21 protein-coding genes and 9 pseudogenes are annotated in these 24,469 nt (G+C 59.4%); 16 read left to right on the forward strand and 14 right to left on the reverse strand.

The features are described 5' to 3' along the window. Positions 1-2 precede the first annotated feature (2 nt). Positions 3-968 carry a hypothetical protein gene (locus tag ACIU1A_RS00200; protein ID WP_404924703.1) on the reverse strand — a complete coding sequence of 322 codons (966 nt, stop codon included), beginning with the start codon at positions 966-968 and terminating at the stop codon, positions 3-5. 370 nt (positions 969-1,338) lie between these two features. On the opposite strand from ACIU1A_RS00200, the gene ACIU1A_RS00205 reads away from it, so the two are divergent. Further along, on the forward strand, positions 1,339-2,544 hold the full coding sequence (locus tag ACIU1A_RS00205; RefSeq protein ID WP_404924704.1) for an RHE_PE00001 family protein: 1,206 nt from the start codon (positions 1,339-1,341) through the stop codon (positions 2,542-2,544). Positions 2,545-2,857: 313 nt separating this feature from the next. Here the strand turns inward: ACIU1A_RS00205 and ACIU1A_RS00210 are convergent. Beyond that, positions 2,858-3,552: pseudogene (locus ACIU1A_RS00210) on the reverse strand (class I SAM-dependent methyltransferase). A 107-nt stretch (positions 3,553-3,659) separates the two neighbouring features. Next, on the reverse strand, positions 3,660-4,241 hold the full coding sequence (locus tag ACIU1A_RS00215) for a recombinase family protein (protein WP_404924705.1): 582 nt from the start codon (positions 4,239-4,241) through the stop codon (positions 3,660-3,662). Between the two features lie 143 nt (positions 4,242-4,384). Here ACIU1A_RS00215 and ACIU1A_RS00220 point away from each other — a divergent pair. Then, positions 4,385-5,325: pseudogene (locus ACIU1A_RS00220) on the forward strand (DUF4158 domain-containing protein); the annotation flags it as partial. A gap of 136 nt (positions 5,326-5,461) precedes the next feature. On the opposite strand, the pseudogene ACIU1A_RS00225 reads toward ACIU1A_RS00220, so the two are convergent. Next, positions 5,462-5,860, reverse strand: a pseudogene (locus ACIU1A_RS00225) (Tn3 family transposase); the annotation flags it as partial. Here ACIU1A_RS00225 and ACIU1A_RS00230 point away from each other — a divergent pair. After that, positions 5,820-6,017 (forward strand): hypothetical protein, encoded by a 198-nt coding sequence (locus tag ACIU1A_RS00230; RefSeq protein ID WP_404924727.1) that lies wholly within the window; start codon positions 5,820-5,822, stop codon positions 6,015-6,017. The pseudogene ACIU1A_RS00225 and the gene ACIU1A_RS00230 overlap by 41 nt on opposite strands. Before the next feature lie 41 nt (positions 6,018-6,058). Next, positions 6,059-6,202, forward strand: coding sequence for a hypothetical protein (locus tag ACIU1A_RS00235; RefSeq protein WP_404924706.1), 144 nt, complete (start codon positions 6,059-6,061; stop codon positions 6,200-6,202). A 35-nt stretch (positions 6,203-6,237) separates the two neighbouring features. On the opposite strand, the gene ACIU1A_RS00240 is transcribed toward ACIU1A_RS00235, so the two are convergent. The 4 genes from ACIU1A_RS00240 to ACIU1A_RS00255 are packed head-to-tail and all read right to left on the reverse strand — an operon-like array spanning position 6,238 to position 8,443. Beyond that, a complete protein-coding gene (locus ACIU1A_RS00240; RefSeq protein ID WP_404924707.1) occupies positions 6,238-6,435 on the reverse strand; it encodes a hypothetical protein in 198 nt (65 codons plus the stop codon). A 23-nt stretch (positions 6,436-6,458) separates the two neighbouring features. Further along, positions 6,459-7,292, reverse strand: coding sequence for a hypothetical protein (locus ACIU1A_RS00245; protein WP_404924708.1), 834 nt, complete (start codon positions 7,290-7,292; stop codon positions 6,459-6,461). Between the two features lie 33 nt (positions 7,293-7,325). Continuing rightward, positions 7,326-7,925 carry a DNA methyltransferase gene (locus ACIU1A_RS00250; RefSeq protein ID WP_404924709.1) on the reverse strand — a complete coding sequence of 200 codons (600 nt, stop codon included), beginning with the start codon at positions 7,923-7,925 and terminating at the stop codon, positions 7,326-7,328. Further along, the gene (locus tag ACIU1A_RS00255; protein ID WP_404924710.1) at positions 7,925-8,443 is read right to left on the reverse strand and encodes a hypothetical protein; all 519 of its coding nucleotides are present in this window, start codon (positions 8,441-8,443) and stop codon (positions 7,925-7,927) included. The genes ACIU1A_RS00250 and ACIU1A_RS00255 overlap by 1 nt, the downstream gene beginning before the upstream one ends. A 296-nt stretch (positions 8,444-8,739) precedes the next feature. On the opposite strand from ACIU1A_RS00255, the gene ACIU1A_RS00260 reads away from it, so the two are divergent. The 3 genes from ACIU1A_RS00260 to repC all read left to right on the forward strand — a co-directional run bounded on the left by ACIU1A_RS00260 (position 8,740) and on the right by repC (position 10,699). Then, positions 8,740-9,018, forward strand: a complete 279-nt coding sequence (locus ACIU1A_RS00260) for a hypothetical protein (RefSeq protein ID WP_404924711.1) — start codon at positions 8,740-8,742, stop codon at positions 9,016-9,018. A gap of 113 nt (positions 9,019-9,131) precedes the next feature. After that, positions 9,132-9,374, forward strand: coding sequence for a hypothetical protein (locus ACIU1A_RS00265; protein WP_404924712.1), 243 nt, complete (start codon positions 9,132-9,134; stop codon positions 9,372-9,374). An 11-nt stretch (positions 9,375-9,385) separates the two neighbouring features. Then, positions 9,386-10,699, forward strand: coding sequence for a plasmid replication protein RepC (gene repC / locus ACIU1A_RS00270; RefSeq protein ID WP_404924713.1), 1,314 nt, complete (start codon positions 9,386-9,388; stop codon positions 10,697-10,699). A 179-nt stretch (positions 10,700-10,878) separates the two neighbouring features. Here the strand turns inward: repC and ACIU1A_RS00275 are convergent. The 3 genes from ACIU1A_RS00275 to tnpA all read right to left on the reverse strand — a co-directional run bounded on the left by ACIU1A_RS00275 (position 10,879) and on the right by tnpA (position 12,840). Continuing rightward, a protein-coding gene (locus tag ACIU1A_RS00275) for an IS630 family transposase (RefSeq protein ID WP_404924722.1) occupies positions 10,879-11,821 on the reverse strand; the annotation gives its coding sequence in 2 pieces (ribosomal slippage) (positions 10,879-11,485 and positions 11,484-11,821; 945 coding nt in all). Between the two features lie 267 nt (positions 11,822-12,088). Continuing rightward, positions 12,089-12,436: an IS66 family insertion sequence element accessory protein TnpB gene (tnpB, locus tag ACIU1A_RS00280; RefSeq protein WP_404924714.1), complete on the reverse strand. Its 348-nt coding sequence runs from the start codon at positions 12,434-12,436 to the stop codon at positions 12,089-12,091. Beyond that, on the reverse strand, positions 12,433-12,840 hold the full coding sequence (gene tnpA / locus ACIU1A_RS00285) for an IS66-like element accessory protein TnpA (RefSeq protein WP_404924715.1): 408 nt from the start codon (positions 12,838-12,840) through the stop codon (positions 12,433-12,435). Before tnpA ends, tnpB begins: the two co-directional genes overlap by 4 nt. An 87-nt stretch (positions 12,841-12,927) precedes the next feature. Between tnpA and ACIU1A_RS00290 the strand changes: the two are divergent. The 3 genes and pseudogenes from ACIU1A_RS00290 to ACIU1A_RS00300 all read left to right on the forward strand — a co-directional run. Next, positions 12,928-13,134 (forward strand): annotated as a pseudogene (locus ACIU1A_RS00290) (IS66 family transposase); the annotation flags it as partial. A gap of 755 nt (positions 13,135-13,889) precedes the next feature. Next, a complete protein-coding gene (locus tag ACIU1A_RS00295) occupies positions 13,890-14,414 on the forward strand; it encodes a RolB family protein (protein ID WP_404924723.1) in 525 nt (174 codons plus the stop codon). Between the two features lie 1,380 nt (positions 14,415-15,794). Then, a pseudogene (locus tag ACIU1A_RS00300) lies at positions 15,795-16,123 on the forward strand (IS3 family transposase); the annotation flags it as partial. Here ACIU1A_RS00300 and ACIU1A_RS00305 read toward each other — a convergent pair. Continuing rightward, a complete protein-coding gene (locus tag ACIU1A_RS00305) occupies positions 16,124-16,447 on the reverse strand; it encodes a hypothetical protein (protein ID WP_404924728.1) in 324 nt (107 codons plus the stop codon). A 213-nt stretch (positions 16,448-16,660) separates the two neighbouring features. Here ACIU1A_RS00305 and istA point away from each other — a divergent pair, with 213 nt between their 5' ends. Next, entirely contained in the window at positions 16,661-18,172 is a 1,512-nt protein-coding gene (gene istA / locus ACIU1A_RS00310; protein WP_404924716.1) for an IS21 family transposase, read from the forward strand. Positions 18,173-18,184: 12 nt separating this feature from the next. Next, positions 18,185-18,941 (forward strand): annotated as a pseudogene (gene istB / locus ACIU1A_RS00315) (IS21-like element helper ATPase IstB). Positions 18,942-19,004: 63 nt separating this feature from the next. Here the strand turns inward: istB and ACIU1A_RS00320 are convergent. Both ACIU1A_RS00320 and ACIU1A_RS00325 read right to left on the reverse strand, forming a co-directional pair. Next, positions 19,005-19,241 (reverse strand): hypothetical protein, encoded by a 237-nt coding sequence (locus ACIU1A_RS00320; protein WP_404924717.1) that lies wholly within the window; start codon positions 19,239-19,241, stop codon positions 19,005-19,007. A 32-nt stretch (positions 19,242-19,273) separates the two neighbouring features. Next, on the reverse strand, positions 19,274-19,726 hold the full coding sequence (locus tag ACIU1A_RS00325; RefSeq protein ID WP_404924718.1) for a hypothetical protein: 453 nt from the start codon (positions 19,724-19,726) through the stop codon (positions 19,274-19,276). 448 nt (positions 19,727-20,174) lie between these two features. Here ACIU1A_RS00325 and ACIU1A_RS00330 point away from each other — a divergent pair. The 4 genes and pseudogenes from ACIU1A_RS00330 to ACIU1A_RS00345 all read left to right on the forward strand — a co-directional run. After that, positions 20,175-21,360: pseudogene (locus ACIU1A_RS00330) on the forward strand (ISAzo13 family transposase); the annotation flags it as partial. A 21-nt stretch (positions 21,361-21,381) separates the two neighbouring features. Beyond that, positions 21,382-22,218 (forward strand): annotated as a pseudogene (locus tag ACIU1A_RS00335) (IS110 family transposase). 636 nt (positions 22,219-22,854) lie between these two features. Beyond that, on the forward strand, positions 22,855-23,049 hold the full coding sequence (locus ACIU1A_RS00340; RefSeq protein ID WP_404924640.1) for a hypothetical protein: 195 nt from the start codon (positions 22,855-22,857) through the stop codon (positions 23,047-23,049). Between the two features lie 576 nt (positions 23,050-23,625). Further along, positions 23,626-24,390: pseudogene (locus ACIU1A_RS00345) on the forward strand (IS256 family transposase); the annotation flags it as partial. Positions 24,391-24,469: the final 79 nt, after the last annotated feature.

The raw sequence follows: 24,469 nt of genomic DNA on the forward strand, positions 1-24,469 counted from the left end.
GCTCAGAACAGATATTTATATTTTTTGTCGGCCCAGGCGAGCAGCACGGCGGCGTCTCGATCGGGCAAACGCACCCGTCCTTGGCGAAGGCCTTCCGCGATCGCATCGCCGACGTCCGGATCGACCCAGTGCCCGTGCGTCATAAAAAAGAACCAGGCGAAGGGCAGGCCCACCTCCGCGTCGATCGCCTCGGTCCGCTCCATCAGGCGGTGCACCGACACGCCTTCATCGACCAGCAGCCGCTCTGCCGGCATTTTGAGCGGCCGCGGGATAAAACCGATCTCGCGTTTTTGGCCACGATCTTCAAGATCGTGGATGTCGAAGGCCCAATGGTCAAAAATCCGGTGGGCGCCAGCGCTCGACCGCTGCCAGTCGGCAAAAAAGCGGTTCTCGCGCGGCACAAAATCGAACCAGTCCGGATTGGCGTCTAAAAACGCGGTGTCGCGTGTGCCGTCGGGGCCGACCTCACGGATGATGCGGTTTTCGAGCCCGGGACGGTTTGCCTCGCGCTGCTCGCGTTCGATCCGAGCCCGGCGCGCCAAAAAACTCCTCATGTGAACGATGCCGCCGCCGGCGCGGCCGCGCAGCCGGTAGACCGGTCCTGCGAGTTGCTGCGCCTCGGCAGCGGAATCGCGCAAAACCCAGGTCGGCTCGAAGAGCTGGTCGGCGCTGTGGGGGCGGTAGTCGGGATCGACCACGGGTCCGGCCAAAACCTCGGTCTCGCGGCCGAGCGAGAGCTGGATAAAATCGGCGACGCCCGGCCCGGTCGGCGCAAAGGCGAAGGCGCTGGCGCCGCGCCATTCGGCGAATTTTTCCCCGTCATTGCGATGCCGGTTCCAGAAGGCGGTGAGATCACCGTTAAGTTCGGCCAGCCCGCTCTCGATCCAGGCACGGTGGTCGCCACAGCGCGTGCCATCGGCAGCGACAACGGCGTGAGGGTTGCACCAATAGGGATCGTCGATCGTCACGACGGTGAAGGCAAAGCCCGGAAAGGTCTTGTTGAGGGCAGGGCGAGCTCGGCGTCGGCCGACTGCGCTTCCAGAGAAGCAAGCACGGTTTCGACGAAAGCGGGGTCGGGCAGGCGGACGGGTTTTTGGTCGGACATGCCGGGCGCCCTCTCTCGTGCGGCGGAAAGCCGCCTCCCTATGTCGTTCGCGGCCGCGCGGGACGTCGCCGGCGGCCATCCTGGGGCCGAAAATGACTGATTTGGGCGGCGAAATCAATCACTGTCGATAAGAGGTCATTATCGATAGTGAGTTTTGTTCGCAGGATCATCACCTGTGACGGAAGTTAAGGGGAGGATAGCTTCCATTACGCAGATCAGATACAAAGGAATCAATGGCTTATGATGTTTCCAACTTGCCCTTGAACACACTGGTCGGACCGCTCGCCCGCGCCGACGACCTTTTGGCCCGCCTTGACGAGCGCGTGCACAAAAGCCCGGTCCGCGACGGTTTTTTGCAACGCCAGCATTTTGCCGACGCGGCGTCCGCGCTGTGGCTCGACGGCGAGCTCGTCGATGTCGAAGACCTCGTCCTGCACGACGCCCATATGGACATCCGCACCCCGACCCACGAGCTCACCCGGGCGCATGCCGTGCTGCGCGCCCGCCGCCGCATTCTTTTGCACCCACCCGAGTGGGCGCTTTCTCGCGTTGGCATTTTGGCACTGCGCGGCCGCGAAGGGCAGGGCGGGCGCGACGGGGCGAGTCCGGGACGGGCCGGCTCCGAACCCGATGCGGCGACGGCCGCTGCCGGGGCGGAAGACGACGCCGGCGAAAGCCTTGCTGAAGATAGCGGCCAGGAGGAGGCTTTTGCCAAGGAACTGGCGGAGATCGATGCCGTGCTGGCCCGCTCCAGCCGGCTGCTGGCGGGCGAAAAGTTCGCGCCGCGCGCGGCGGACAGCCTGGAGGTCGACACGGCAGGGCAGGGGACGACAGCGCGGGAGGCCTTGCCGAACAATCTCGGGCCGCTGATCCGCGATCTCGACTGGGACGAGGACCAGCGGCTGACCGACTGGCTCGCCGTCGTCGACACGTTGCGCGGCGAAAACATGCCGGCGGTGCTGGCCGCGGCGATCGCCTGGGGGGCTTGGCAGGACATCGAACCGCTGCAGCACCAGCATTGGCTCGGTCCGCTGCTGGTGGCCGCGCTGCTCAGGGAGCGCGGCAAAGTCGGCTCGCATCTTTTTTGCCTCAATGCCGGACTGCGGACCGTCCCGCGCGACCAGCGCAAAAGCCCGGTCCGGACCACCCGGCTGCTGGCCGTCCTTGACGGCTTCGCCGAAGCCGCGTCGGCCGGACTGAAGGAACTCGACCGGCTGGCGCTGGCCAAAAGCCAGATGGAGCGCCGGCTGAGGAACCGGCGCAAGAACTCGAGCCTGCCGGCGCTGATCGAGCTGGTGCTGGCGCGGCCGGTGGTGTCGGCGGGGCTGATCGCGGACGAGCTGAAAATCAGCCAGCGCGCCGCGCTCGGTCTCGTCGCCGAGCTCGCCATCCGCGAGGTGACGGGGCGGGGGCGCTACCGGGCATGGGGAATTTTGTGACGCCGAGTGGCTTGGTATGACCGCGCTCGAAACCGCACTCAGCAATAATATGGGGTGACGCTCCTCGCTCACCGACAACACAAAGCAATTGCGCCGGGAAAGAAACCACCAAATTGCATCACGCCGTTCGACATGCTGCACTATATGGGGTCCCGACACGAAAGTGGTGAATCTGTCCGACATTTGAGAACGGATATGGAACACTGCGCTTGACGGCGTAAAAGGCTGGTTTTTTCACCTTGAGTGCGCCGTTTGCGGGACAAGATGAAATCTGCTGCGGGGAATCACTGTATCTCGACCAATCGTACCGGGTTCATAATTTCGCGGCTGAGAAAAAGATGAATCGTGGCTTGGTTCTCAGGCTACTGTATGCGTCTGGGAAGAGTGACTGGGCGCGCGGATCGGGTTGCGGTTCGCTCAGCATATCGATCTGAAAACCGGTCGACTTGAGAGCGTCAAACATGCGTGGAGTGGCCGATGCCAGAAGCGCATTTCGATATCCGTTCCGTCGCGCTTCCACGTCTCATTGAAACTATAAGTTTCGAAGTAATTGTCGCGACCGGCTGACTGGTGATCCATGAAGGGGTGGTGTGTGGAGAACACCAGACGGCCGCCGTCGGACAGCAGACGGTTGAACTCTGAGAGAGGCAGAGACCAGTCGGGCAAATAATGCATGACAAGCGAAGCTAGTATCAGATCGAAAGCGCCATCTTCAAAGGGCAACACCTCGTTGAGGTCAGCTAACAGCAATCGCGCGCGCCCTCCAAGGCGACGTTGTGCGATCTCCAATAAGCCCGCACTCGAATCGATACCTGTCAGTATTGCCCATCGATCAAGGAGAGCTGCGGCATGCGCTCCACCACCGCATCCCGCATCGAGCACCCGATGTCCGTTGACATCGCCAACCATCGACAGAATTGCTGGCCGCTCGTAATAGGCATTCCAAGCGTTGTCCTCATTGTCTGCTTGATAGGCGGTTGCAAATGCATCGTAATTATTCTCAACCATTCATACTTTCCTTATGCCATACTGCTTTCTACCAACTTAGGTTGGCTTTATAGAATTCCACTCCCGCAAACGCCCATTCTGGCCGACTTTTGAGAGCGGACGCGGAATTATGCTGGTTTGACAGTAGAGGCGGCTGATTTCTCGGCTTTGAGCGCTTCGTAGAGTGCGGTCTTGCCAATCTTCACGCGAGCGGCAGCTTCGCGGACATTCAGACCGGCCGCCAGATGCTGGCGGGCCTTTGCGAGCTTCTCCGATGTCACGACTGCTTGGCGACCACCACGCCGGCCCCGCTCTTCCGCCGCTTGCAGACCGGCCCGGGTTCTTTCCCGGATGAGATCGCGCTCGAACTGAGCCAGTGCCCCGAACAGGTGGAACACTAGGCGACCGCCGGATGTCGTGGTGTCGATGTTTTCGGTGATGGACCGGAAGCCGACACCTTTGGCCTCCAATTCGGTGATGATGTCGATGAGATGCTTCATCGATCGGCCGAGGCGGTCGAGCTTCCAGACGGTGAGCGTATCGCCATCCCGAACATAACGTATGGCTTCGGCTAACCCCGGACGATCGGTCTTCATACCCGATGCCTTGTCCTCGAACAGCTTTTCGCAACCCGCTTTGCGCAAGGCGTCGAGCTGCAACGCTGTATCCTGGTCCCCCGTCGAGACCCTCGCATAGCCCATAGCGGTCATAAGGTGCAATTTGTCCGTATGTCCGATTTGCCGTTAAATAGCAAGGTTTGCGGACAAAACCTGTGGACGCCGCCAAACGACCGTTTCCCGGACAGGCATTTTCCATTTCGGTGCAGCGTCCGCAATGAAAGGTAGGGTGATGAATGGCTCGAAGAGCATTGCTGAGTGAAACGTGGTGGAGCCAGGCAACAGCGATCCCGGATGACGAACGGGAGATCGCCAAACACTACACGCTGGACCAATCGGATCTCGATTTGATCATGTGGCAGAACAAGGCGTCGAACCGGTTGGGTCTGGCCTGCGTTCTGGCGATGTTGCGATTTCCAGCCGGCAGATCGGTGCCGATCATCGCGAAATCGACCGATATTTCGAACGTCCGCAGACACGCCGCGAGCACCTCGCCCTGTTTTTCGAGAAAATGAAGATGCGCCCATTTGCGCCTTCGGACGTGCGGGCACTGACAGGCTGGCTGACGCCCGCGGCGCAAACCCTGCGCCGGGCGGATGTTTTGGCAGATATGGTTGTGGAGGAATTACGACGCCGGCGAATTCTCCTGCCAGCGCGCGGCGCGCTCGAAGCCATCATCCACGTTGCAATCCGGCGCGGAATTCGTATCGCACACCGGGCCCTGGCTGGTGGGCTTTCGGACGGTCAGAAGCATGACCTCGACAAACTTCTCGACCCGCGTGCGGGGACGAACGTGACCATTCTTGCATGGGCGCGAACACCGGCATTGTCGCCTAGCGCCATCAATCTCGACAGGATAGCCGAACGCGTCCAGTTTCTTCGGTCACTGAACCTGCCAATGGAACTGATGGAGCGCATTCCGGCCAAGGTTTTTGACGAACTCGCCGCGGAAGGGATCCGGATGAGCGCTCAGCATTTGCGCGACCTCAACCCCGAACGCCGGCACGCCGTGCTGGCTGCAACGGTCCTGCATCTTTCCCGCCATCTGACCGATTGCGCAATCGACGTGTTCAAGAAACTGATCGGCGCCATGACGCGGCGAGCCGACAATCAGGCGACCGCCCGCATCACCCGTTCCGTCCGGGAGGTTCAGAAGCCGCTGAAGGACGTTTCGAAAGGGCGAGGTCGACGATGTCGAATTGGCCGGCGCGGGTTTCAGCGTCACGCCGCACAAGGCCATGTTTCCGGACATCGCGAAGTCGCTGAAACCGAAGGTGGAGAACCGTCTGCCTGCGGTCCGCATCACCGACCTAGACATCGCCGGCATCAAGGCGGCGTTTCAATTCGCTGAACAGGCAGAGTTCATAGGCCCTGCGATCGATCTTGCCATCCTGGAGGATGAGCGGCATCCAGCCTTTCGGCGCAAAGGATATGGGAGCTCTGTCGGGTATCGCTCTTTTCCCTTTGCGGTACAGATCGGCGACCATGGACAGCGCGCGCAGGAGATTCGCCGCCACGGCGTGGCCACGAAACACGAACGTCGACAGGAATTCCGGCGCCATTTTACGGATCGTCGGATAGCGCTGGAGCATTTCGTTTTTCCCGTCGATGCTGTCCGGGGCAATCAGCGTGTCGACCGCTTGGACACTGGTCGCGAAGGTCGGCCATTGAATGACCGCTTCGAGCGACCTGCCGATATCCTCGCCCTTCTGGGTGGAGGGCGCGAAGCGCTTTCAGTCCTTCGAAAGCTTCCTCATTCCCGCGCCGACATTCGATTTGATGCGCGAGGAAGGACCGCTTCCGGTCGCCGATGCGGTCGCTACGCCCAATGCGTTCAGCTTCGTGGACGACCGCTCGATTGCGGCGTAGCACTAGGTCCACCCGAAGACGAGTGGCTATGCCGAGGAGATATGACGCCAGTCACTGGTGAAAGCACCGTATTACTTTCGCCGGATGAGACGCTAGACGTGCTGTGGTGGGAAGTGGAGGGGCTGGTCTGCACCCGTGTGGAAGCGGATTTCCGCACCAAGGAAGTCTTTCTGCTGTCAGAATAAATGACCCGGTCTATGTATACAATGGGTCCGCGAAATCACGCCTTCACGGCCTTAGTTTCGACGACCGGGCGTTCGGCTTCGGACGTCAAAGCAACCTTATAGCCGATTTCGACGAGGAACTTGTCTAAACGCTCGATCAGACCTGGGGACTGCTCAATATGGACGACAACCCATTGGAAGGCGCTGAGTGCTGCACGTTGCTTGAGCGGGTCCCAGAGACGAGCGATCCCCAAGAGATTGATCGGTGCGAGCGCGATCAGCCCTTTTCCTCGATCGCTTCTCGGACGCCGTCCTGGAAGCCTTCCGCTACAATCATGCCCAAGGCGGCGCGCTGACGGATCTCATGGGAGAAATGTTCGAACGTGGCCACCTGGTCCATGCTGACGACGAAATGCTTCACCTCCGCCGAGATAATCAGCCGGTCACCCTCCCAGGCATCGATGTCACCTATGCCCTTCGTTCGAGCGGACCCTGCACGGACCTTTCTCGCCTCGACTTGGAGGTGAGGCGCGTCGGCCCGAATGAAACCGAACACCATCGCTTGGAAGACGGCCCCCGTCGGCTCGCCTTTCGCTCGCGCTCGGAAATCGAACTGCTCAAGCAGGAGCTTGAATACCGGCGGGTCCACACGAACCAACGAAGGATCGAAGACGACGGCTTCCATTTCATCGAGCACAAACTGCTTTGCCCGCTCGCGGACCTCAACGAGTTGTTCTTCGCTGAACGTGACGAGAGCATCCAGCCAATGCCTGTAGTCGCCCCACTTGCCTGTCGCGTAAGGTGGGGACCGCGGGAAGCCAAGACGCTTTTTTTCGAAGATATAGAAATGATGGATTCGCTCGTACGCTGGTCGGATCGTTTTCTGACCTTTGCCGTATCGCACGGTTAACGTGCTAACACCCTCGGTGATGAGCGGATATTCGGCGAGGAAGGCATCGAAGTTGGAGAAGCCACGACCTGGCGTCGGGATTTCGAGGAGGAAATCGCAAAAGGCGGGAAGAAGGCCGCCGACGTATTTTCGGATCCGGCGACCGAGTCCTTCGCCCCGGAAGTCCTTGATCATGTCTTCGATGATCTCGTCTGGCGTCACGAATCAGATCCCCCGATCTGACCGTACCTGAAATCAGGCCAAAATCGACTCTGACACCTCGATTGCCGCCAATTGTTTGATCGATTTCTTGGCAAGCGTGAAATACTTCTCGTCCAATTCGACGCCCAGGCTTTCGTAGCCAATGGCGTTCGCTGCTGCCATCGTTGATCCTCCGCCCATAAATGGATCGCACACGACGCCCTCGCCGAGCGGTAGTGAAGCGCGTACGACCTGGCGCATGAAGGCCTGAGGCTTCAAAGACGGGTGGTTCGCGATTTTTCGTTCACTCGACGGGGTCGGGCGCGACTTGATCATGTCGCCGAAGGGCTGGTCGGCCGAAGGCCGGCGGAAGCCACCTGTACCCCACTTACGAAGGTTGTCCTGGACCCGACCGTCGAGAGGCGTTCGCAAGACCACCCAAGGTTCCCATTGTGAACGGGGCATGACGGAAACGCCATCAAATTCGTGATGCGCATTTTTCGGTCGGTCGCCGCCGCGCATAGTCATCACCTGGCGCGCGAGGTATCCCCGCAGTTCGAGGCCGGCTTCCGACATGGCGCTGCCGACAATGTGCGCAAGCAAAGGGTTTGCGGCGACGACGACGTTGGCTCCCGGCACTCCAGCACGCAGCATCAGAACGCCGAGGCGCTTGAAGAAGGCGTGAAGACCTTTGCGGTCGCTCTCGCTGAGGATCGTGAACCTGGGTAGTGGGGCGCGGACGTGGCCGTCGAACGATGGCGGTATGCGCCAGACTCCCCCTTGCCGGTGCGCAACTTCTCCTTCTCCTTTTCGGTATATTCTACCACACCATACGGCGGATCAGTCACAAACGCGTGGATCGAGCGCTCGGGTCGGTTGGCCAACCACTCGAAACAATCCGACTGGAAAATGACGGCCTTGCCGATCTTCGCCGAGGCGATTGGCTCCCCTCGCCTGCAATGACCATTAGCCTTCAGCCGGTAACGCCCGCGCTCGGTACGTTCAAACATGTCCGGCGTGTTGATGTTAAGGTATGATCGCACCGACGAAGCTGGCACTTCGCCCAGGGTAGTTCGGACACCCGATGTTATTTCAGTGATTGACGCGTCGTCCACCGCTGTCGCGAGGAACTCCACAATAGAGTCTCTGATTACCCCTGGCGCCAGTGTCATCGAATCGATACCTCTTGAACCAAGCGAGTCTAGCTCGTTTGACGTCTGGACGTCAACTGGGGGAACGTCGTACGCTGCCTCGATCGGCTGATATTTCTGATCCGAGCCACGCGGCTCGGAAGGTCTTTTATCACGAGGGGAACACCGGTCACGCTGGACGGCCATATGGTTGATCGGGGCTCCTGCCGGCGTTAATCAGCGGTTAACGTTAATCGACTGGACGCGGAGCGGAGAATCGTGGCTTTAGCTATTGCGGACAAAAGCATGTAGGTCGACAAAGAGGATAGAAATCTACAATGGCTGTGCATGTCGCAACCAGAGTGCAGAACGAGGACGCGGCTGACAAGATCGTTCCGCATCCAGGCATGCTGGCTGAACAGCTGCAGACGGCGGCGCCGGCAGATCTATCTGCCCGGACGCTCGGAAGAGTCTTCGGAACTTCGAGGTTCACGATGTCCAACGAAGGGAAGGGCCGTGGCCTTGTCCGCCTTGAAAGCAATCGTTGTGCCTATACGTTGGCGCAGTTCAACGAAGTTCGAGAGCTGTTTGCGGCTCAAAGGACGCTGAGGCACTGAGATTCTGGCGCATCGGCGAGATGGCGAGCATTGCAGGTTCTGGCCGTGGCGGATTTCAAAGGCGGCACGCCTTAAGACGACGAGTCCGTACGTTGCACATTGTCGCGTGCTCAATGGCCATCTTGTTAGCCATTGATGTCGATCCGCAAGCATCGCTGTCCGCAATATTTGGTGCGCGTAGCGGGAAATGGAGCGTTCAGAACGAGACGATTCATGCCGCCTATGGTGCGACGAGCGTCCCAATCTCGGAGATTAATCGACCACCCGTACTCACGGGCATCGACCTCATCCCTGGAAACATCGAGAGGAGATTTGAACGTCATTTTGGCGAGCGCTTTCGCTTTGCCAAAAGCTAGAGGGCAGAACCATGACGGAACACATAGCGACGACGCCCTTTGGGCGGCGAACGATGACGCTTGGCCAAATTGCAAGCCAGGTGAAGGGAAGAGCGGCACCGAACGATGCCGCCGTTCACAAGTGGCAGACTTTTCAGCACATCAGAGAGGCTCGGGATCTCCTCGGCGCCACGGATCGCGCGCTGGCCATTCTGAACGCGTTGCTGTCCTTCCACCAGGAGACGGTTCTCACGGGTAACGGCGATCTTATTGTCTGGCCGTCGAACGAGCAGCTGATGACGCGTGCCAATGGCATGCCACCTACAACGCTTCGCCGGCATCTCACCGTTCTAGTCGAATGCGGTCTGATCATCCGCAGGGACAGCCCTAACGGAAAGCGATATGCGAGAAAGGGTCGGGGAGGCGAGATCGAGCAGGCCTTTGGCTTCGATCTGTCGCCGATCGTGGCGCGGGCAGCCGAGTTCAAGGTCCTGGCGGATGCCGCCCAGGCCGAGAAGCGCGCATTCCGTGTCGCGAGGGAACGACTGACGCTCCTGCGCCGCGATATCGTCAAGCTGATCGATACCGGCACCGAGGAAGGCGTGCCAGGCAATTGGGGCCGAGTGCAGCAGAGCTATGAGGTCATTATCGGCCGTCTGCTGCGCTCCTCCTCACGTCAACTTATCGAAAGCATCTGTGAGGACCTCGAGGTGCTATGGCGTGATATCCGTGACGTGTTGGAATCGTTTGCGGATTCAGGGAATACGGACGGCAATGAGTCCCATTTCGGGCGTCACATACAGAATTCAAACCCAGACTCCAAATCTGAATCTGAAAGCGGCTCAGGAGAAAGAACCGAAGCGGGCAGCAGCGTCGAAGATACCGACAATCTGCGGAGCCAGCCGAAGCGAGATTTGCCATTGGGGGTCGTGCTGTCCGCCTGCCCGAACATGCGGGAACTCGTCCAGAGCGGCGAGCTTGGCCACTGGCGGGATTTTCTGACCGCGGCCGAGCTTGCCCGGCCCATGTTGGGGATCAGCCCGAGCGCCTGGCGGGAGGCCTGCGAGGTTCTAGGGGAACGTGAGGCGGCGATCACGCTGGCAGCGATCTATCAGCGCGCCGATCAGATCAACAGCGCCGGCGGTTATTTGCGTAGCCTGACGGACCGCGCTCGCGATGGGAAATTTTCGACTTGGCCGATGGTCATGGCTCTCTTGCGCGCCAGACTTGATGCCGAAAAGACGCTCTCGGAAACCCCTGGCGGGCCGCTTGCCGATGGCGATCGGAAGGAGGGGCTCGCGGTCTCGGAAACGCTTCTACGTAGCCTGCGCAGACTGAAATCATGATGCTGGATCGTTTGTGAGCCCGAGCAACGGCCGCCGTTTTCGTTGGTCCAGCCAGTCGCGCGCGGGGCTTGTTGTTAGCCTGCAAGACCATTGAGCGCCTCAAGCAGCACATCGCCGATCGCCTGCCCGAGCGCCTGGCCTTTTGTTGCAACCGCTGAATAGACTAGAGCGCGTCCTGTTTAATCTGGGTCGTATCCAGCTGCCTTGAAGTAGTTGGCGCATTCGGCTGGGGTGAAGCGTTCGAGGATCGCGCCGACTGCGTCCCACAGTGCGCTGATTGTCCGCTCGGCCTTTGCCCGCATCAGCGCCTTGAGCTTGGCGAAGGGGTTTTCGATGGGATTGAAGTCTGGGCTATAGGGCGGGAGATAGAGCAGGCTCGCCCCCGCCGTCTCGATCGCGTCGCGGACGCCGGCGGCCTTGTGGGCAGGCAGGTTGTCCATCACGACGACGTCGCCGGGTTCGAGTGTGGGAACCAGCACCTGGTCGACATACGCCAGGAACACGGTGCCGTTCATGGCGCCGTCGTAGACGAAGGGGGCGGTCATGCCGGTCAGCCGCAATGCGCCGGTGAAGGTGGTGGTCTTCCAATGACCATGGGGCACGCCGGCCCGGCAGCGCTCGCCGCGTGGGGCTCGTCCGCGCAGGCGGGCCATCTTCGTCGACAGTCCGGTCTCATCGATGAAGACCAGCTTCGTTGGATCGAGGTCGAGCTGGCCGTCGAACCAGTCCCGGCGTCGCTTCAGGACGTCGGGGCGATCCTGCTCCAGTGCGTGCGCGGACTTTTTTGAATGTCCAGCCGTGCCGGCCGAGCCAGGCGCTCAAGGCGCTGCGGCTGATCCGAAAAGACTGCTCGACCTCCAGACGCGCCACCATCTCGTTCAACGTGATGTCCTTGCGCTCCTCGATCAGCCCGAAAATGAAGGCGTCATGCGCATCCAGGCTGGACGCGCGGCGGCGGCCCTGCGGGCGCGGCGACAGTTCGCCGATCCTGGCCCGCGCAATCCAGCGGATCGCGCTCGATATGCCGACCCCAAACCGTGCCGCCGCCTGTCGGGCCGACATGCCGGCATCCGAAGCTTTCAAAACCCGGGACCGCAGATCCCCACTCAGTGCTTTTCCCATCATCCACCTCCATCAAGGTGGATGTTGAATCACCGGAGAAGCTCGTCGTCACATCACAATCGATTCATCGATCACGGGACGTGCTCTAGCTTAAGGTGGGCGACCAGGGCGGCGTCGGTGGAGCGCGCCGCCCTGGTCGCAATGCGCGCAGCACGTTCCGCCAGGATCATCGCGTGGGCGGCGGCAAGGTCGGACGGCAGCGAAATCGGCAGCGGTGTTCACAACCCGAGCGAATCATGACCGCCGGCGATTTTCAAAGGCAAAATCTCATCCAACCGACGTTGGACGCCACGTTTCTTGCGGATTTCGCCAGTCGATGCCGGACAACAGATAGCCGAGTTGCGCCGCCGAGATCGTTACCGCGCCATCGGCAGGCGACGGCCACAGAAAGCGGCCTCGCTCCAGTCGCTTGGTGAACAGGCATGCCCCCTGGCCGTCGTGCCAGGTCACCTTCAAGAGATCACCCCTGCGTCCGCGAAAGCAGAACAGATGGCCGCCCAAAGGATCGCGCTTCAGAACCTCCTGGACCTGCAAAGCCAAGGACGGGAAGCCTTTTCGCATGTCGGTGTGGCCGGTCGCCAGCCATACCCGAACACCGCTCGGAACCGGGATCATCGCTGATCAAGAACGTCAAGAACTCGACCCAGCGCATCGGCATCCACCGTCCGGTCCACCCGAACGCAGCGCCCATCACCGAGGTCGATTTCAATCAACCCGCAGGCGCGGCGGGAAGTCCGCGGGCTAGCCTCACTCTTAGCGGCCACGTCGCCGCTCACGGGCCGCTTCGTATCCGCTTCGCTGATCGTGACCGGGACAAATCCCGTTTCCGCCCCGCCGCCCCCAAGACGGCCCTCCCGGGCTTGCCGTCGCCAACTGAACAAAAGGCTATTTGTAATCTCGTGCCGCCGCGCCACGTCGCAAACAACAGTACCGGGCGCGAAGCTTTCCTCAACGGTCCGGATCTTGTCCTCATGCCGCCAGCGCCGGCGCCGTTCGGCACCCAAAACTTCAATCTTCATCGACCTCATGACCTTAAGCATAGACTTAAGGTCGCAGATTCCGACGAACCCCCTCAATCACGCAAGACGGCCTCCGCCGGATGGATACGGAAGAGTTGGCTGTTCAGCGACGCAGTGGACGGAGCCAGCGCCAGCGCTGTCATCTACAGTCTGATGCTCACCTGCCGCGCCTGTGGCGTCGAGCCGTTACTTAGCGTGGTTGCGCTACGCCTCACGCAATTGCCTTAGCGTGCCGAAGGCGTCGATATCGACGATCTGCTCCCCTTCAACTTCCCTAAAAACGCCGCAGCCTGATCCAAACCCCTCGCATTGATCGATCCGAAGGCGTTCAACCGCGGAAAGGGCGGCGCTTACGCGCGGGGAATCAGCGCTTAGTGTATCGATTGATTGATTGGCTACAATTGATTTCTGGACCATTTCGATGCGCAAAAAGACGCCCTTTGAAGAGAGTGGCCAGTCGTTCAGTGGGCCAGCGATGCGCGCGCCCCCGGGGAGCGGCGCCCTTCATTATTGTTTAAGCCCTTCGCTTATGAAAGGGCCGTTATTCTGTCCGCTTGCCGAAGGAGCACGAAATCTTGCAAGGCCGAAAGTCACGATGAGATCACGTGAATGGCCGTACCGAGGTCCAAGGGGTGCCGTTTATTTTTTTGAATTAACGGAAAGCCACATTCTGCCACATGTTACTGTCAGTATAACGGCACCGGAATTGAGATTCCGATGAGGTATTCAGTACGGTCCAAGCTCTTAATGCAACCTTTTGGATTGCCGACTAGCTTCTGTCACTGTCTATGATTTCGGTCCAATAGGATGAACGGACCCACTGCCTGCAAGAGTCATACGTTGCCTATAAACCTCTGCACTCGTTGGCTCATTACTCACAAATACGATTAGATTGCTCTGCTCTCATCCCAGACTCTCCCTCTGCTTCACTCCTTCTTTCATTTTTCACTATGGCCTCCGAGAACTACGGGCGTCCCCCGTATGTCGGCACAGAGATTGAAGTCGAATCGTTTGACGAAGCAGATCGAAGGAACGTCGAGAACGAACTCATGCGAGTTCGTGTCAGAAAATATTCGGAGTTCTGTAATCGGCTTAAGCAGGCTCAGTCCGGTTTCCTTGGGAGCCCCCGGGCTCCTGCCGTGACTCCAGCAACGCGACGCGCTCTCTTGATGAAACCGTTGATAAATGATCTGAACACCTCCATGGAGCGCCCCTATGAGGTGATCGAACAAGGGGCCGAGTTCCTCTATCTCTATTTGCCGATGACGGTCGCGAGAGAATGCCTTGAATCGCAGAGTCTCGCTCATATTCCTGAGCGCCTACGCAAAGATGGACGTGGACTGCTGGCAATGGCAACCTGGCCGTACGATCAAATCACTAAAGACCAAATAGTGAATACCTACCACCGACATGGTTGTAACGGTGCTACCGTCGCAGACGTTGAATTTTTCGCGGCCGTTCCGCGTACTAGCTTGTTCAGAAAGCACGCAACGGACTACAATGTATCTATTCGTGACGGCCCGTTTGGCCCGTTTGATATAGACTCTATCGGACATGCAATGTTTGTTGATTAAGAGGAGTATGACAACGACTAGCAGGGTTTCCGAGTTATGGCCTCTAAAGGCGCGCTTTGTAAGATCCACTCGAGAATAGCTGCATCGCAGCCACGAGCGGGCTCTTACAAAGCGCGCCTTCGCCGTTGGTCTTGGCCTCTTAGTAAAACTTGTGGTGTATGTCGCATGTTGTGTGTCTTTGTAATTCATTTTTTAATAAATCTCGTTGTTATCCGCCAAGTCTGATTGTCAAGTTGTTAATATTTCTTGTAAATTGTCTTTTTGCAATCTAGTCATTTGATAATAGAGGAGCCAAGTCGGCTTTGATAAGGCGTTTGTCGTAAGGTTGTTGCATGCGCTTCTGAATTTTGGCTTTCTGACACGAATGCTTTTTCAGTAACGGATGTAAGGGGAATAAGTACGGAGGCTGCTCGATCTTGGATGAGCAGAAAATTTGAAAGCCGTTGCGCTAACTGGATCCCTTTCGGGGATCGCAATTGCTGTTGAACGACGAACAGGTGGACATTGCGGCAATGAATGCTGCGCGGCCCGCGTGACGTGAGCAACGCGGGTTGGTCGGCATGTGATTGTGGCAGCGGTGTACGCTCCGCAATCGGAAGCTGACGTTTGCAAAGTTCGATCGACCGACGCCGAAGCTCGGCGGCACATTGACATAGGTCACAAGCATGTCAAGTTAAATAAATTAACGCTGGTTCCGAGCGTTCTTGAGACTACCACTGGTAGTCGGCAATATTGGTGGCTTGTTGGCGGGTGGGTTGGCATCGATTGGGTGCGATGCATCCGCCTATCCCGCTTCGCAGAGAGTCAATGAGTCAAAAAAGTAGTACGTGTTAAGAGCGGAATTTCTGGTCAAAGTCTCCTTAAAAGCATCATGGCAAAATCGAAAACAAACACTCGTTTTATTAATTGGCCGTAACGTCATTCTATATAGAGGACAACTACGTACACTCCCGCCGCACTCGCGATCGTGAAGTATCAGGAGCTTACAAAAAGCGAAAACGAAAAAGGCACACCACTACCAGGTCAATGTACGTTGACTTGGTCATCCCCTTATCGCGCGCCCACACGCCACCACGTCAAACGGGGTGAGCTGTTGCTGGGGAAACCGCTGAACCAGTTGAACCCGGCACAGTCTGGCGAAAGCGCAGTCGGAGAATCCGGTAACACCGAGCGGCGGACGCCGCCAGTGTCGCGCGCCGAAACAGCTCGACGGGCATCCTGCTCTTCCATATAGGCGAACGAGAGGTTAACAGCGTTGACGCGACAATGGGCTGCGTGCGAGTCCTTGAGGGCATCTATGACGAGCGACAGAATCCCAGCATCGGCAGTCATTAGTGGAGGGCGAGTGCTCCACCTCATCGAGACAGGCAGTCGTTTTAGTCGAGCCGTCCGCAGGGGACCGAAGTACGCAGCAGGTTGCGTGATCTTGGCGGCGTTGCGGTTACCGGCAATTGTTCATCCCTGTTGCGGCGGGAGGGCGAACCATCGGGCATCAACCGCATCTATCGGCTCTACCGGGAAGGGCTGACAGTTCGCAAGCCCCGGGCACGACGGCGAGCGGTGGGCACACGAACCCCGAATCCTGGTCGAGGCGAACATGATCGCTGGACTTCGTGCATGACCTATTCGCCTGCGGGCGGCGCTTCCGGGTGCTGAACATCGTGGACGACGTGACGCGGGAGTGCCTGACCGCCATCCTGAATGAAAGTTCAGGGGCAGGTCACCACCCGCAAGCTCTTGCAGCAAAAGACTATCGCGATCGAGAACGACATTCGCGGCTTGCTGTGCAACTTAGGCCTTCTCGACATCAACCGCCGGGCCCTGGTCCCGGCGCACCAGCGCGCGAACCTGCTCCTCGAAAGCTTGATCTCGCGCTGCAGGACGGCATACGCCGAAAGCAGCGCCGCGGCCACCATCTTCAGGTTCGGATAGCCAGCCACCAGTTCGTGCACGCGCCCGGCAAAGCCGCGCAATGTGGTCTTGCCGACCTTCAGCCCGAAGCCGCAAAATGGCGTGCACACTGTCCTCGACATCCCTCAGCTTCGATTGAATGCGGATTCCGACGTGAAGCCGGCCGCCATTCCGATCAAAGACCGGCCACCATTCCGATTTGAAGCCGGCCACCATTCCAATCAAAAGCCGGCCAGTTTTCGGCACTGAACATTACCTCCTGGGTCAGCAACTTTGGCATCAATCACCTCGCGATGAACGGGGACATTTTGATGCCGGCAAAGAGAAGGCTGACCATGAGACAATTGAGACAAATGCTGCGGCTTGCCGAAAGCGGGACGAGCTCCCGCGAGATTGCGGTCGTATTGGGAATAGCGCGCAGTACGGTCCAGGATAATCTGCAGCGTGCAGCCGCGGTTGGATTGAGTTGGCCGTTGCCAGGCGAGCTGACCGACGATGCGCTTGAGCACAAGCTCTTCAGTCGCAACGGCGTCAAACAGGGCACGCGGCGACGCACGGAACCGAACTGGGCCGATCTTGCGGTCGAGCTCAAGAAGCCCGGCGTCACCTTGCTCATCCTGTGGGAGGAGTATCGCGGGTCGCATCCCGACGGTTATGGCTACAGTCGCTTCTGCGAACTCTTTCGCAGTTTCGAGCAGCGGCTTTCGCCGACGATGCGCCAGGAGCATGCGGCCGGCGACAAGGTCTTCGTCGATTATTCCGGCAAGAAGATCCCGATTGTCGATCGCAAGACCGGTGAGATCCGGGAGGCGGAGATCTTCGTGGCGGTGCTGGGTGCGTCCAGCTACACCTTTGCCGAGGCCACCTGGACGCAAACGCTCCCCGACTGGATTGGCTCGCATGTCCGGATGTTTCGTTTTTTTCACGGCGTTCCCAGACTCGTCGTTCCCGACAATCTGAAGTCGGGCGTCAGTCGCGCCAGTTTCTACGATCCCGAGATCAACCGCAGCTACGGCATGATGGCATCTCACTATGGCGTCGGCGTTCTTCCGGCACGGCCGCGACGGCCGAAGGACAAATCGAAAGTGGAGAATGGAGTGCGTTTCGCCCAGTCCTGCATTCTGGGGCGCCTGCGCAACCAGACTTTCTTCTCGCTGGCTGAGGCCAATGCCGCCATTGCCCAGGCGCTCGATCGCATCAACGACCACGTCATGCACCGGCTGGGCGTCAGTCGCCGGCAGCTCTTCGAGACCGTCGAGCGCCCGGCTTTGGCCAGTCTTCCACTGGAGGATTACGAGTTTGCCGAATGGCGTTTGGCCCGCGTCTCGACGGATTATCACGTCGAGTTCAAGACCTTCTTTTATTCCGTACCCCACAGCCTCATTCGTCAGCAGGTCGATCTGAGAGCAACGGCGCGCACCATCGAGATCTTCCACCGCGGCAAGCGCGTCGCGGTGCATCAGCGCCGCTATGGAGGTCCTCGCCATGGAACCGATCCGGATCACATGCCCAGTTCCCACCGGCGCTATGCCGAATGGACGCCGGAGCGCTTTCGGCGTTGGGCCACGTCGATCGGGCCACAGACCGAAGGCCTGGTCATCGCAATTCTCGCCAGCCGTCCGCATCCAGAGCAGGGCTTTCGAACATGTCTGGGCATCCTGCGCCTGTTTCGCGACATCGATCGCAATCGGGCTGAAGCCGTGTCAGCCCGCGCTGTCGAGATCGGTGGCTTGAACTGCAAGAGCATTGCTTCGCTCATCGCCAATCACAAGGCCGCACGCCATTCCACCGAACCAACCGCCATCGTCGATCACGCCAATCTGCGTGGCCCTGATTACTTTCATTGAGGAGATCCACCCATGCTGATCAATCCCACCATCGACATGCTGCGAGAGCTCGGCCTTTACGGCATGGCAACCGCTTTCCAGGAACTCGACGCGCAGTCCGAAGTGCGCGGCCTCGAGCACGGCGAATGGCTTGCCATGCTGCTCGAACGCGAGGCGACCATGCGCCGCCAGAAGCGTTTCGAGGCTCGCGCCAGGGCTGCCAAGCTTCGTCATGACGCGCAGATCGAGAATGCCGACTTCCGCGCCGCACGCGGCCTCGACCGCAATATGTTCATGGCGCTTGCCGGCTGCGACTGGATCAGAAAGCATCACGGTCTTCTTGTCACCGGACCAGCCGGCGTCGGCAAAAGCTGGCTTGCCTGCGCTCTCGGCCACCAGGGCCTGCCGCGAAGACTTCTCGGTCGCCTACCACCGGGTTCCCAGGCTGTTCGCCGCCCTCGCGCTTGCAAGAGGCGACGGGCGATACGGCAGGATCCTCAAATCTCTTGCCAGGACCGACCTGCTGATCCTCGATGACTGGGGGCCGGAAAAACTCAATGACGACCAACGCCGCGATCTCCTGGAGACCGTTGAGGATCGCTACGAACGACGCTCAACCATCGTCACAAGTCAGGTACCCGTGGATCGCTGGTGGGAGATTATTGCAAACCCAACTTTGGCCGACGCCATCCTGGATCGCCTCGTTCACAACGCCTATCGCATCGATCTCACCGGTGAAAGCATGCGAAAACAGCGCCCGCCGATCGCACCCGAAAACACCGAAGCTTGACCTGAAACAAAACCCAACCCAAACATCAACGAGACCCAGGATCAGTCCGAAAACTGGCCGCCTTCAAATCAGGATGGTGGCCGGAATGAAATCGGAATGACTGGCCGGCTTCAAATCGGAATCGGTGGCCGGCTTCGTCGGAATACGCAATTGAATGAGCTTGCGCACCGTCAGCACCTCTTGCGCGGCCAGCGACTTGCAATGCACCGGGTTGGACCAGCCAAGCCCCATCAGCTTCGGGGATCCCACGCGCGTCATTGCGGGTGTAGGGCGAGCCACCTCATCGGCCGGGGCGGACATACAGTCCGACGGATCAGGATTGCCCCGACTTCCTAAAGCGGCGCCGGGAGTGGTTCGACGGCCATCTCGACATCGGGCGCTTGTGTTTGTACGGCCATCTCGACGTCGGGCGCTTGTCCGGTCGGTTTTCTCTTCCTCGGCTTCTCATCCTCTGACTGGGTTGCCTCTGGCACTACAGCATCCAAACCGTATGCCTGTTTGATACGCGCCCGAAATTCAATGTCGGTGTCGTCCAGTGCTGCCGAAATCAGCCTGTCTAGAATGTCGGCACCGTCGGACGGTGATTTCACTACGCCCTGCCCAAGCTTCCCTATCACAAATCTGTAGCAGTCACTACTGATCTTGTTTACCGGTTTCTTGCGTTTGAACTGGTTATTAGTTTTTGCGAAAGCCGCCCGTACTGGCTCGATATCAGCCAAAAAAGCCTCGACCGATCCGTTCGGCTTCAAAATGATCTGCGCAAGCAATTCCAAACCTCTCTGCATTTTCCTGACGTTCCTTTGTGTTTGTCGCTTATTGTCATTTACCTTTCAAAAGCCGTTAACACGGCTCGGAAGGTAGTTGGCTGGATCATGGTAGTCTTACGCCCGCGACCACCGCCCGGCGCCGTTGGTTGTGTTCGGTTGTCCTGACGCCAGCTTTGGACACACTGTAGGAACTTCAAGAACGGTCAGCTTGGCCGACAATCGAAAGCTTCTGATGTTCAGCTATTGAAATTTTGTGAAGTTGTACCGCGAAATATCTACTTTCTGCGGTTATAACAGACGGTCCGGTGGAATTGTCGTGAAACTCACGTGAATAACCAGGGCGGGCTTCACCATTGTTTGTCAAGCGGCTAAGGACGGTCCGAACAATAGGTGAATCGCGCTGTGCGTCGGTGTGACTCAGGTCGAAGGGATTCCTGAAGGCGACGAACAGGCGTAGGTCGGTCGCATGATCGACGCGGACGCCATCAGGTATCGCTGGGAGACGGTCGGCTGCAAGCTCGATGACCGCGGCCGTCGCAATTTCGCAGCGGCCGAGGCGCGTGCTGCCGGCTGGGTGCCGGCTGGGGTGGGCTAGCGGTCGTCTCCAGGATCACCGGGCTGGCCCGCTCGACGATCAACCGCGGCGAGGACGATCTGGACGCCGAGCCGCTACCTCGGGGCAGGTTCGCCGTGCCGGCGGCGGACGCAGGGCGGTGAGCGAGAGCGACCCTGGGCTGGTTGACGAGCTGAAACGCCTGGTCGAGCCGGTCACGCTAGGCGATCCGGAGCGACCGCTGCTGTGGGTGTCGAAGAGCATGGACAAACTCGCCGCCGCGCTGACGGCGGCAGGCCATCCGATCAGCGCCGACGCGGTCGCCAAGGAGCTGGTGAAACTCGGTTTCTCGCGTCAGCGCAATCGCAAGGCCGACGAAGGCTCGCGGCATCCGGACCGCAACGCGCAGTTCGAGCACATCAATGCCAAGGTGATCGCCGCGCGGGCTGCGGGACAGCCGGTCATCCCCGTTGACACCAAGAAGAAGGAGTTGGTCGGCAACTTCAGGAACGCTGGCTCCGACTATCGCCCCAAGGGCAAACCTTGCCGTGTGAACGTGCACGACTTCGAGGACAAGGCGCTTGGCAAGGTCGTGCCATATGGCGTCTACGACGTGACGGCCAACGCCGGCTTCGTCAGCGTCGGCATCACCAGCGACACGGCCGCGTTCGCGGTGCAGGCAATCCGCTGCTGGCGCGAGCGCATGGGACGCGAGCGCTATCCAAAAGCAAGCGAGCTGACGATCACCGCAGACTGCGGCGGCTCGAACGGTGCACGCGTGCGGTTGTGGAAGGTCGAACTGCAGAGGCTCGCTGACGAGACCGGCCCCACTCTCCACGTCCACCACTATCCGCCGGGCACCTCCAAGTGGAACAGGATAGAGCATCGCCTGTTCTGCCACATCACCCAGAACAGGCGCGGTTGGCCGCTGACCGATCGTGTCGCGGTGGTCAAGCTGACCGGCGCGACGACGACCAAATCCGGCCTCAAGGTCGACTGCGCACTCGACACACGCACCTACCCGAAGGGCATCAAGGTCAGCGACGCCGAGATGGCAGCCCTCGACATCACCGGCGACACGTTCCATCCTGAATGGAACCGTGCAAAGAACGTCTTTCAGTTGCACTGAGCGGCAGAAGACGGTTATCCCGTATTCCGCAGAAAGCTGTCGCGCCTGCAGTTTTGCAAATTCATGGCGAGTCAACCGATATGTGGCGTGGCGGTGGAAGCGTGCGGCAGCTCCCACCACTGGCCCTGTCAGATGACTCGGCTTGGCCATGAGCCAAGACTGATTGCCCCGGCCTATATCAAACCGTTCATCAAGCGCAGAAGAACGACGTCGCCGATGCGGAGGCGATCGTCGAAGCCGCGCAACGACCGACAATGCGCTTTGTCGAACCGAAGACCAAGGAGCAGCAGTCCCGGGCTGTCGTGTTTCGCACCGGAGAGCAGTTCGTGAATCAGCGAACCGAATTGGTGAATGCGCTGCGCGCGCACCTCTATGAGTTCGGTTATGTTGCTCCGCAAGGCATTGGCCACCTGCGACGGCTGGCAGGAATCGTCGAGGACGAAAGCGCAGAGCTGCCGGATCTGGTCCGCGACATCTGCAGCGCTCTCCTTGACCAGATCCACCAGTTCAGCAGCCGGCTCGCGGCATTGAAGAAGACGATGGACACGCTGTCCAAGCAAGCTGTAATACTCGTCGCTGCACACCATGCCCGGCGTCGGCCCTATCGCTGCCCTGCAGCGATATTCGGCGGTTGCTCATCATCGGTGCCATGGCCGTGGTTCGATGGGCATCTCGGAGGCGCGCGCCCGACGGTTCCTGGCTGGCCGGCTTGACGTTGAAGAAACCATGCTGGTGGCAATCGCGCTGGCCAACAAGATGGCGCGTGGCATCTGGGCCATGCTGACGAAACAGGAGGACTACCGAGATCCGGCAAGGGTGCCTGCGTGATTTGCAACAACGCACCCGAGACCGGGACGTCGGGGATGTGAGAAAGGCATGAATGAGCCCACGCAAGCTCGCTTTGCTGATTGGACCTGATCCGCGCACACCATACCGGCCCGCGGCATATGGAACGGCCGCAAATCAAGGCCTGACACATGACCGCACTCGATCACATGCCCAATGCTTCAGGTTCTTTCTTGCAAAACGGCTGGCATCCACACATGAACTTGACGCACAGAATGCAATTTCGACAGTAGGAAAAAATCTACCACTCCTTCGACCATTGTGTTGATAGTAAACCTGAGCCATATGTTATCGATGAGGAAGTCTAAGCGAAAATTCGACTGCGACCAGAAGAACGGCAAGCCGCAACTCCGACTGCGCGTCTTTGGCGCGGTGGAAGCGTGGACCTCGGCGGGGAAAAGCATTCTGCCCCGCGGTTGCAAAGCTCAGGCCATTCTTGCCTATCTCGCAATGTGTGGAGAATCCGCAGTCCCGCGTCGCCGGCTTGCCAGGCTACTCTGGAGCACGCGTTGGGAGGAACAGGCGCGAGCCTCTCTCCGACAAAGCCTTGTGGAGCTGAGGCGCAGCATCGTGGCGGAGACCCCGGAATTGCTTCGCATAGAAAGGGATCGTGTATGCTTGCAGATAGACAAAGTCTGGGTCGACGGGATCGACATACCGGCCGAAGCCGACCGGTCAGTCTCCCCGCCCCAGCCGGATACCGACACCTTTCTAGAGTCGCTGCGTGGCGTCGACGCGGCATTCGATCATTGGATCGACACACAGCTTGCGACGTTCAAGGCGACCAGTGAAATCGACTCCGATTGTGTCTAACCTTGCAGGCCGGAAGCGGATTGCGCTTTGGAACAACGGCAGAGAATGATATCCTTAAATGTCAACATCGCCGTTTGGGCGCCCAAGTTCCCGAACTGCCGCCTGCCTGCCACTGAACCTTTCATTGCGTTTCAGTAGGATCGTGTCCCGTGGCGTAGATGCTGTGGGGCGAGCGGCGAGGGTGTGGCATCCTTTGGCGCTGTTGGATCCACCATCAGAAGGAGGCCCCATGTCGCAGTTGTTTGACGCGACCGGTCCCTTACCGCTCTGAAACAGGATAATACGTCATCGACGTCATCGAAATGAGCAAGGCGAAATGGCTCATTGCCGCGCTCGTACCGGGTCTCAAGCGCCAGCCCCTCAAGAAGATCGATGCTGATGCACCATCACCGTTTGAAGCTGCAGCGCTGGTGCGACGAAGCCGGCCATGCTGGGCACACGATCAAGCCCCAGCGGATAGTGTCCTGAAGGTTCTGCAAAAAGCTCTGGAGAGAGCAGCCCTTACTCTGAGGCGAGGGGCGGCCATGGCACGCTGGTGACGTTGCGATCACCGATTCCCGTGGAAGGGTAAGTGCCATGACCAAGCGAGACGTTAGACTGAGCAGAGGTGAGTTGAAAGCGTTGCTGTTGTCGGATGAGGACGGCCTTCGCAGAGTTTTGCAGACTGTCGTGCAGGAGGCTTTGGAAGCCGAGATGACGGAGGCGATCGGGGCCGAGAAAGGCGAGCGGACGACGGAGCGGGTTGGTTACCGGTCCGGCTATTACGAACGCAAGCTTGTGACGCGGGTTGGCGTGCTGGAGCTTCGGGTTCCGCAAGATCGGGCCGGCCGGTTCTCGACGGAGTTGTTTGAGCGTTATCAACGCTCGGAGAAGGCACTGGTATCGGCGCTGGTCGAGATGTACGTGCAAGGCGTATCGACGCGCAAGGTGAAGGCGATCACCGAGGAACTGTGCGGCCATTCCTTCTCGGCCTCGACGGTAAGCCAGGCGACGGCGCGGCTGGATGAGGCGCTGAAGGCGTTCTTTGAGCGGCGGCTTGCCGAACCTTACCCGTACCTCATCCTGGACGCGCGCTATGAGCGGGCGCGCGAGGCCGGCGTGATCGCCAGCCAGGCGGTCTTGGTGGCGATCGGCGTCGACTGGGAGGGCCGGCGCCAGGTGCTCGGCGTGGAGCTGGCCAACCGGGAGAGCCATTCGAGCTGGCGCGCGTTCGTGGCAGGGCTCAAGCAGCGCGGGCTCGCCGGCGTCGAGTTCGTCGTCTCCGACGACCATCCAGGGCTCAGGGCAGCGATCCGCGAAGTCCTGCCCGAGGCAGTCTGGCAGCGCTGTTACGTGCATTATGCCGATGTCCGGATTATGCCGATCTTGGGGGTGGATGTCGGCTTCGGAGGCGGTGATCGCTGCGATGGGGTCGGCATAA

Origin of the sequence: Mesorhizobium maamorense (assembly GCF_044998965.1) — a bacterium.
Classification (GTDB): domain Bacteria; phylum Pseudomonadota; class Alphaproteobacteria; order Rhizobiales; family Rhizobiaceae; genus Mesorhizobium.

Bases quoted from the DNA above. Each gene is read 5' to 3' on its own strand.
- ACIU1A_RS00255 (WP_404924710.1), bottom strand. From the start codon at position 8,443: ATGACACTGGCGCCAGGGGTAATCAGAGACTCTATTGTGGAGTTCCTC.
- ACIU1A_RS00325 (WP_404924718.1), bottom strand. From the start codon at position 19,726: ATGCAGAGAGGTTTGGAATTGCTTGCGCAGATCATTTTGAAGCCGAAC.
- tnpA (WP_404924715.1), bottom strand. From the start codon at position 12,840: ATGAAGATTGAAGTTTTGGGTGCCGAACGGCGCCGGCGCTGGCGGCAT.
- repC (WP_404924713.1), top strand. From the start codon at position 9,386: ATGACGGAACACATAGCGACGACGCCCTTTGGGCGGCGAACGATGACG.
- ACIU1A_RS00305 (WP_404924728.1), bottom strand. From the start codon at position 16,447: ATGTCGAGGACAGTGTGCACGCCATTTTGCGGCTTCGGGCTGAAGGTC.
- ACIU1A_RS00235 (WP_404924706.1), top strand. From the start codon at position 6,059: ATGACGCCAGTCACTGGTGAAAGCACCGTATTACTTTCGCCGGATGAG.
- ACIU1A_RS00215 (WP_404924705.1), bottom strand. From the start codon at position 4,241: ATGACCGCTATGGGCTATGCGAGGGTCTCGACGGGGGACCAGGATACA.
- ACIU1A_RS00205 (WP_404924704.1), top strand. From the start codon at position 1,339: ATGGCTTATGATGTTTCCAACTTGCCCTTGAACACACTGGTCGGACCG.
- ACIU1A_RS00250 (WP_404924709.1), bottom strand. From the start codon at position 7,925: ATGCTGCGTGCTGGAGTGCCGGGAGCCAACGTCGTCGTCGCCGCAAAC.
- tnpB (WP_404924714.1), bottom strand. From the start codon at position 12,436: ATGATCCCGGTTCCGAGCGGTGTTCGGGTATGGCTGGCGACCGGCCAC.
- ACIU1A_RS00260 (WP_404924711.1), top strand. From the start codon at position 8,740: ATGGCTGTGCATGTCGCAACCAGAGTGCAGAACGAGGACGCGGCTGAC.
- ACIU1A_RS00230 (WP_404924727.1), top strand. From the start codon at position 5,820: ATGACCGCTTCGAGCGACCTGCCGATATCCTCGCCCTTCTGGGTGGAG.
- ACIU1A_RS00265 (WP_404924712.1), top strand. From the start codon at position 9,132: ATGGCCATCTTGTTAGCCATTGATGTCGATCCGCAAGCATCGCTGTCC.
- ACIU1A_RS00320 (WP_404924717.1), bottom strand. From the start codon at position 19,241: ATGTCCGCCCCGGCCGATGAGGTGGCTCGCCCTACACCCGCAATGACG.
- istA (WP_404924716.1), top strand. From the start codon at position 16,661: ATGAGACAATTGAGACAAATGCTGCGGCTTGCCGAAAGCGGGACGAGC.
- ACIU1A_RS00295 (WP_404924723.1), top strand. From the start codon at position 13,890: ATGCGAGTTCGTGTCAGAAAATATTCGGAGTTCTGTAATCGGCTTAAG.